Source organism: Patulibacter sp. NPDC049589 (assembly GCF_040675535.1).
GTDB lineage: Bacteria > Actinomycetota > Thermoleophilia > Solirubrobacterales > Solirubrobacteraceae > Patulibacter.
In genome coordinates this window covers 1-7,218 of the sequence record NZ_JBFAPC010000221.1, presented here as the reverse complement: position 1 = coordinate 7,218, position 7,218 = coordinate 1, and the positions used below count along the sequence as shown (strand labels likewise).

General features: G+C 75.7%; 5 protein-coding genes. 3 read left to right on the top strand and 2 right to left on the bottom strand.

The genetic code is table 11. The features are described from left to right. Window positions 1-161: 161 nt before the first annotated feature. Complete coding sequence (locus AB0L40_RS25310; protein ID WP_364361166.1) at window positions 162-2,075, top strand: GAF domain-containing protein; 1,914 nt, start codon at window positions 162-164, stop codon at window positions 2,073-2,075. An 84-nt stretch (window positions 2,076-2,159) separates the two neighbouring features. After that, the gene (locus tag AB0L40_RS25305; RefSeq protein ID WP_364361164.1) at window positions 2,160-3,824 is read left to right on the top strand and encodes an AMP-binding protein; all 1,665 of its coding nucleotides are present in this window, start codon (window positions 2,160-2,162) and stop codon (window positions 3,822-3,824) included. A 106-nt stretch (window positions 3,825-3,930) separates the two neighbouring features. Here the strand turns inward: AB0L40_RS25305 and AB0L40_RS25300 are convergent, their stop codons facing one another. Both AB0L40_RS25300 and AB0L40_RS25295 read right to left on the bottom strand, forming a co-directional pair. After that, window positions 3,931-5,073, bottom strand: a complete 1,143-nt coding sequence (locus tag AB0L40_RS25300) for an acyl-CoA dehydrogenase family protein (protein ID WP_364361162.1) — start codon at window positions 5,071-5,073, stop codon at window positions 3,931-3,933. 94 nt (window positions 5,074-5,167) lie between these two features. Then, on the bottom strand, window positions 5,168-5,647 hold the full coding sequence (locus AB0L40_RS25295) for a MaoC family dehydratase (protein WP_364361160.1): 480 nt from the start codon (window positions 5,645-5,647) through the stop codon (window positions 5,168-5,170). A gap of 225 nt (window positions 5,648-5,872) precedes the next feature. Here AB0L40_RS25295 and AB0L40_RS25290 point away from each other — a divergent pair. Further along, window positions 5,873-7,218: MFS transporter (locus AB0L40_RS25290; RefSeq protein ID WP_364361158.1), on the top strand; the 1,346-nt coding region annotated here is incomplete at its 3' end.

The following is a 7,218-nucleotide window of genomic DNA, read 5'->3' as shown; positions in this document are numbered from 1 at the left end:
TGGTACGCGGCCTTCGCGCTGTGGCGCCTGGCGGTGCTGTTCGAGTACGGCAAGCGGCGCTACGAGACCGGCGGCGGGGACGCGTACTACGCCGATCCGTCGATGGTTGCCGATTTCGTCGCCGCCGGGCGTACGATCGCGGGACTCCGAGGAGACGACTGATGGCGACGATCGACAGCACCCTCCGCTCGGCGGAGTCGGCCGGCACCGCCGGCACCGGGTCCCGCGACGCGCGCGGGCTCCCCGTCGGGGCGCGGCCCGCGCTCGGCGGCCGGTCCGCCGCGCGGCCGGGCACCCCCGACGCCGACGCCCCCGAGCGCCGCGCCGCGCGGGCGTTCGGCGAGGTCCTCGCCGAGGTCGGCGAGCAGGAGGGCCTCGACGCGATGCTGCGCCCGGCCGCGGCCGCGCTCTGCGCGCTGGTCGACGTCGGCCGCTGCAGCGTCTACCTCGTCGACGGCCGCACGGGCCGCTACCGCGGGCGGCTCGGCCACCCGCGCTCGCTGGACCCGGTCGTCAAGCGCCTGACGATGGCGGGTCCGTCCGACGCCGTCACCGCCGACGTCCTGAGGACGATGGCCCCGGTCGCCGTCCAGGACGTCTCGCGCGACCCGCGCACCGCCCGCAGCGTCATCCGCGACCAGCACGTCTGTTCGGTCATGGCCGTCCCGATGGTCCACGCCGGCCGCGTGCTCGGCCTGGCGTACCTCGACGACGAGGGCCGCCGCCACGACTTCACCGCCGACCAGCAGGCCGCCGCGATGGCGCTCGGCGCGCTGGCCGCCCGCTGGATCGACCGCTCGCTGCGGGTCGCCCAGCTGACCGTCACCCGCGACGAGCTCGCCCGCGAGCGCACCGTCCTGCGCCGCGCGACGCTCGTCGAGCGGCGCCTGGCCGAGGTCGCCGGCGGCACGTTCGACGAGGTCCTCGCCGCGGTCGCCGAGCTCGCCGGCCGGCCCGCCGAGGTCGTCGGCGCCGACGGCGAGCTGATCGCCCGCGTGGCGCCGGGCGAGTCCGGCGGCGTCGGGCCGCTGGGCACCAAGGGCTCGCGCTTCGTGCTCCACCAGCTCTCCGGCATCGAGGTCGGCCAGGGCCGGCTCGTCGAGCCCGACCTCGGCCACGGCCTGACGCACCGCTGCACGGCGACGCCGATCGTCGTCGGCGACGGCGGCCGCGGGTTCCTCGCGCTCGTCGAGCGCGGCACGCGCGTGGGGTCCTTCGACCTGCTGCTCGCGGTCCGCGCCGCCGCGGCGCTCTCCGCCGCCGGCCGCCAGCGCCACACCGTCGACCTGGCCCGCGACGACGCCCGCGCGCTGCTCGTCGCCCAGCTGCTCGGCGAGCCGCTGCACGGCGCCCAGGCCCCGGCGCTCGCCGGCCGGCTCGGGATCGCCGACGGCCGTCCGCGGCTGGTCGCGACGATCGAGCCCGCCCCGGACGGCGACGCAGCGGGGCTCGCCGCCGCGCTCGCGCCGCTGGATGTCTCGGTCGTGCGGCTCGCCCACGGCACGGCGGTCGTCGTCGACGTGCCGGACGAGACCTCTCCGCGCGCGGCCGCGGCGGAGGCCCGCGACGCGCTGGTCGCCGCGCTGCGCGCCACCGGTGCGTCCGATGGGACCATCGTCGGCGTCGCGGCCGCGTGCCGCGACCTCGACGGCCTGCCGCGCGCGCTCGAGCAGTCCCGCGCGCTGATCCGCTCCAGCGGCGCCGCCCCGGCGGCGGGCGTCGTCGGCCTGACGGTCGACGAGCTCGGCCCGGCCCGCCTGCTGCTGACCGACCCGTCGGACGCGGGCCGGATGGGTGAGGAGCTGCTCGGGCCGCTGCTCGACCCGGACCCGTCGATCCGCGACCTGCTGCTGACGCTCGTGCGCTTCTTCGACTGCGCGAGCAGCATCCGCGCGACCGCGACGGAGCTCGACGTCCACGAGAACACGGTCCGCCACCGCTTCGGCCGGATCCGCACGATGACCGGGCTCGACGTCGCCGGCGACGTCGACGACCAGCTGATGGCCCGCGCGGCGCTCTCCGCGCTGCGGCTGGCCGGATCCCGGGTTGTCGTCTTCGACACCCCCGCCGGCTGACGGCGCCCCGCCCGCGGCTCCACCGGGCAGCATCGGAACGACCCCGCCGGAGACGCCGGCGGGGCCACCGACAGCGAGGGCCCCATGGAGTTCGACGTCACCACCCTGCACGGCCGACGAGCCGACCAGCGCTGGAACCGGATGGTCGTCGGCGACGTCCTGGAGCGCAGCACGTGGAGCCACCCGGACCGCGACGCGATCGTCGGGTGGGAGGGCGCCTACGGGGACCCCGCCTTCGCCCGCGTGACCTACCGGCAGGCCGACGAGGCCGCCAACCGCGTCGCCCACGCGCTGCTCGCGGCGGGCCTGCGCCGCAGCGACCGCGTGCTCCTCTACTGCGAGAACTCCGTCGAGGCGCTGCTGACCCTGTTCGGGATCGCCAAGGCCGGCCTGGTCGCCGTGCCGGTCAACCCGCTGCTCGCGCCGGACGTCCTGACCTGGGCGATCGACCACGTCGGCGCGACGACGGCGATCGTCGACGCGGAGCTGTGGCCGAAGGCCGAGGCCCCGTTCGCCGCCGCCGGCCTGTCCCCGGTCGCGACGATCACGATCGGCGGGGACCCGGTCGCGGGCTCCCCGTCGTTCCAGGAGTGGATCGCCGGGCATCCGGCGACGGAGCCCGACGTCGAGCCGCGCCTGCACGCCGACGACGTCTGGAGCGTGCTCTTCACGTCCGGCACGACCGCGATGCCGAAGGCGTCGATGGCGACGCACACGTTCTCCTACCTCGCGGCCGGCTCGTACGTCCCGTCCCTGACCCGCGGCCTGCGCTACGAGGACGAGCTGCGGCTGCTGACGTTCCTGCCGGTCGTCTACCACTGCGGCCACAACTCGACGGTCTTCCCGGCGTTCTTCGCGGGCGGGACGTCGATCATCGGCCGCCGCCCGGACCCGGAGCAGGTCGCCGCGGCGATCACCGCCGAGCGGGCCACCGCCCTGTGGGCCGGCGCGCCGCAGTTCCTGCACCGGATCGCCGACGCGGCGCTGGCCGCGCCCGACCGCCTGGACCTGACGAGCCTGACCGTCGCGATGTTCTCCTGGGGCGCGATGCGACCGGACCTGACGGAGGCCGTGTCGGCCGCGTGCGGCGAGACCGAGCTGCTCGAGGTCTTCGGCCAGACGGAGTCGATGTCGTGCTTCCGCTTCTGGCCGGCGCGCGAGCCCGACAAGCACGCGGAGTCGGCGTCGGGCACCAACCACGTGGGGCTGCCCAACCCGCTGCTCGGCGCGCGGATCGTCGACGAGCGCGGCGCGTCGCTGCGCGGCGTCGCGGGCGTCCCGGGCGAGGCCGTCTACCGCTCGCCGGTGGTGACCGCGGGCTACTTCCGCGACGAGGCGGCCACCCGCGAGGCGTTCGCCGGCGGCTGGTTCCACTCCGGCGACTCGTGCGCGTACCTCGAGGACGGGGGCCAGGTCATGGTCGACCGCTACAAGGACATCGTGAAGTCGGGTGGCGAGAACGTCTCGAGCCTCCGCGTCGAGGCCGTCGTCGCCCAGCACCCCGCCGTCGCCCGCGCCGCCGTCGTCGGCATCCCGCACGACCACTGGGGCGAGATCGTCACCGCCGTCGTCGAGGTCGTCCCGGGCCGCGAGCTCGACGCCGACGGCCTGATCGCCTTCTGCCGCGAGCGCCTCGCCGGCTACGAGACCCCCAAGCGCGTCGAGGTCGTCGAGGAGATGCCGCAGACCGTCGGCGGCAAGGTCCTGAAGTTCAAGCTGCGCGAGCGGTTCGCCGCCGCGCCGCGCTGAGCCGGGCGGCCGGGAGGCGCCCGCGCCGGCGGGCGCCCCTACAGCCCGAGCCCGTCCATCGACGGGTAGCGCTCGCCGGCCAGCCCCAGCGTCCTGCGTTCCATGCTCAAAGCCCGTAGCTCTTGCCGATGATCTCGCGCTGGACCTCGTTCGCGCCGCCGTAGATCGGCGGGGCCAGCGCGATCCGCACGTGCCGCTCCATGTCGTACTCCTTGGCGTAGCCGTAGCCGCCCATCAGCTGCATGCCCTCGAGCGCGGCGTGCTTGGCGACCTCGGTGGCCTTGAGCTTCGCCATCGACGCCTGCCGGTTGACGGCGCGCGGCAGGTTCAGGTGGTCGTGCTGGTCGACGTGCTGCGCGACGTCGTAGGTCAGCGCGCGGGCGCACTCGACCTCGGTCGCCAGGTCGGCGATGCGGTGGCGGACGGCCTGGAAACTGCCGATCGTGCGGTTGAACTGCTGCCGCTCCGACACGTAGGCGATGACGTCGTCCAGCGCGCGCTGCGCGGCGCCGACGGACATCGCCGCGATGATCAGCCGCTCGACGGCGAGGCCCGGCATCAGCTGCGCCCACGCCTCGCCCTCCTTGCCGACGATCGCGTCGGCCGGGACGCGGCAGTCGGTGAAGAACAGGTCGTTGACGGTGCGCGCCTCCATCGTCTCGATCGCCCGGATCTCGAGGCCCGGGTGATCGGTCGGCACCTGCAGCAGCGTCAGGCCGCGGTGGCGCTCGCCGCCGGTGCGGGTCAGGACGAGCACGTGGTCGGAGACGTGCGCGATCGAGCACCACGTCTTCTGGCCGTCGATGACCCAGCCGTCGCCGTCGCGGGTCGCGCGGCAGCGGGCGCCGGCCAGGTCGGACCCGGCGCCGGGCTCCGACAGCGAGATCGCCTCCAGGCGCCCGCGGCAGATCCCGCCGAGCGTCTCGAGCTTCTGCTCCTCGGTCGCCCAGCGCAGGTACGACTGCCCGGCGGTCAGCGACGTCGAGTAGCCGGTCACCGGGATCTGCCCGTGGATCGTGTGCTCGAGGAAGAGGCACTCCTCGACCATCCCCATCCCGCCGCCGCCGTAGGCCTCGGGCAGCGACACGCCGAGCCACCCGAGCTCGCCGAGCTCGTCGAGGATCCCGCGGTTGTTGGCCTGGGTGTCGCCGAGCGTGAGGGCGTCGCGCTGCTCGCGGGTGCCGGCGCGCTGGCGGCAGTAGTCGGCGACGGCGTCGACGAACGCCTGCTGGTCGGAGTCGAGGATCATGGGTGTCCGGGGTCGGGGTGGAAGGGGAAGGCGTCGGTGACGGGGCGTGGTGCCCGTGCCGCGGGGGGACGGTTGCGTCGCCGGGTCCGGCGGATCAGGACGCCGTGAGCGCGGGCGCCGCGGCGCCCCGGTAGAGCACGACGGCGTCGGCGACGCAGGCGGGCCGGTCGCTGCCCTCGAGCTCGAACGTCTGCTCCAGCGCGATGCGGAAGCCGGCGTCGGACTCCGTGACGTCGGTGACCCGCGCGCGCATCCGCACGCGGCCGCCGACCGGCACGGGCTGCAGGAACCGCACGCGCTCGAAGCCGTAGTTCAGGCCGAGCCCGGCGCCGGTCACGGTCCACAGCTCGTAGAGCATCTTCGGGCCCAGCGCGAGCGTGAAGAGCCCGTGGCCGATGGTGCCGGGAAGCCCCATCGACCGGGCGTGGTCGGCGTCGAGGTGGATCTGCTCGAAGTCGTCCGTCGCCGCCGCGAAGGCGGCCACGCGCTCCTGCGTGATCTCGTGCCAGGCGCTGGCGCCGAGGTCGCGCCCGGCCAGGGCACGCACCGCGTCGTCGCCGTCGATCTCGAGCATGTCGTCGTCCTCCTCGTGCCGGTCGGCGTCCGTCGCGGAGCACCGTGGACCGACGGTAGCCCCGGGTCGGCGAGGCCGTACGGAGCGGGGCCGGCCCGGCTGGTGGACCCGACAACGGCCGGAGTGACCGGGGTGGCGTCCGCGCGACGGGCGGTGCGAGCCTCGCGTCGCGTCGTCCCCGCGGCGCCCGTGCCGCCGGTCCCCGCGGCGCACCGAGGAGCCCGCGTGTCCCGCCCCGAACCCGCCCCGACCGCCACCCGCCCACCGGCGAGCCCCGCCGTCGTCTTCGCGGTCCTGGCGGCGGCGACCACGGCGTACTCGATGATGCAGTCGCTGGTGATCCCGGCGCTGCCGCAGATCCAGCGCGAGATCGGCGCCTCGGCGGACGCGACCACCTGGCTCGTGACGGCGTTCCTGCTCGCGTCGGTCGTCGCGACGCCGACGCTCGGCCGGCTCGGCGACCTGCTCGGCCTGCGGCGGATGCTGCTCGTCGTCCTCGCGTGCCTCTCGCTCGGCACGCTGCTGTGCGCGGTCTCCACCTCGCTGCCGGGCCTGATCGTCGGTCGCGCGCTGCACGGCGTCGGCGGCGCCGTCTTCCCGCTGGGCTTCGCGATCGTCCGCCACCAGCTGCCGCCCGAGAAGGTCTCCGGCGCGCTCGGCACCCTGTCGGCGCTGCTCGGCGTCGGGGGCGCGCTGGGCGTCGTCCTCGCGGGCGTGCTGACCGAGCACCTCTCCTACCAGGCGCTGTTCTGGCTGCTGCTGCCCTGCTACCTCGTCGTGCTGGGGGCCGCCGCGTGGGTGATCCCGCGGATCCCGCCGCAGGCGACGGGCCGGGTGGACCTCGCCGGCGGCGCGCTCCTGGGCGGCGGCCTCGTGGTCTTCCTGCTGGCGATCACCTTCGCCAACCGCTGGGGCTGGACGTCGGCGTCGACGCTCGGCGGGGTCCTGCTCGGCGTCCTGATCCTGGCGTGGTGGGTCGGCGACGCGCTGCGCCGCGACGAGCCCCTGATCGACGTGCGCGTCCTCCGCCGCCGCGGCCTGTGGACGACCAACGCGGTCGCGTTCATGTTCGGGGTCGGGCTCTACACGTCGTTCGCGCTGATCCCCCAGTACGCGCAGGAGGCGGGGCCGCTGGGCTTCGGCGCCTCGCCGCTGGGGGCGACGGTCTACCTGCTGCCGTGGACGGCGCTGAACGTCGTCGTCGGCGTGGCCGCCGGGCGGATCGAGCGGCGCGTGGGGCCGCGGCCGCTGCTGGTGGCGGGCGCGGGCGCGTCGGCGCTGGGCTTCCTGCTGCTCGTGGTCGCGCGCGACGCGCCGTTCGGCGTGCTCGCGGCGTCCGGCCTGCTCGGCTTCGGCATCGGCGCGGCGTTCGCGTGCCTGCCGACGCTCGTCGTCCAGCACGTGGAGCCCGCCCAGACCGGGGAGGCGACGGGCGTCAACACCGTCGCCCGGATGATCGGCGGGGCGATCGGCGCCCAGGTCGCCGCGGCGCTCCTGGTCGGCGGGGGCGACGGCGACCCGACCCGCGGCGGCTACACCGCGGGCTTCGCGGTCGGCCTGGTCGCGCTGTC

Coding starts and splice junctions, on each gene's coding strand:
- AB0L40_RS25295 (WP_364361160.1), bottom strand. CDS start 5,647: ATGCTCGAGATCGACGGCGACGACGCGGTGCGTGCCCTGGCCGGGCGC.
- AB0L40_RS25300 (WP_364361162.1), bottom strand. CDS start 5,073: ATGATCCTCGACTCCGACCAGCAGGCGTTCGTCGACGCCGTCGCCGAC.
- AB0L40_RS25310 (WP_364361166.1), top strand. CDS start 162: ATGGCGACGATCGACAGCACCCTCCGCTCGGCGGAGTCGGCCGGCACC.
- AB0L40_RS25305 (WP_364361164.1), top strand. CDS start 2,160: ATGGAGTTCGACGTCACCACCCTGCACGGCCGACGAGCCGACCAGCGC.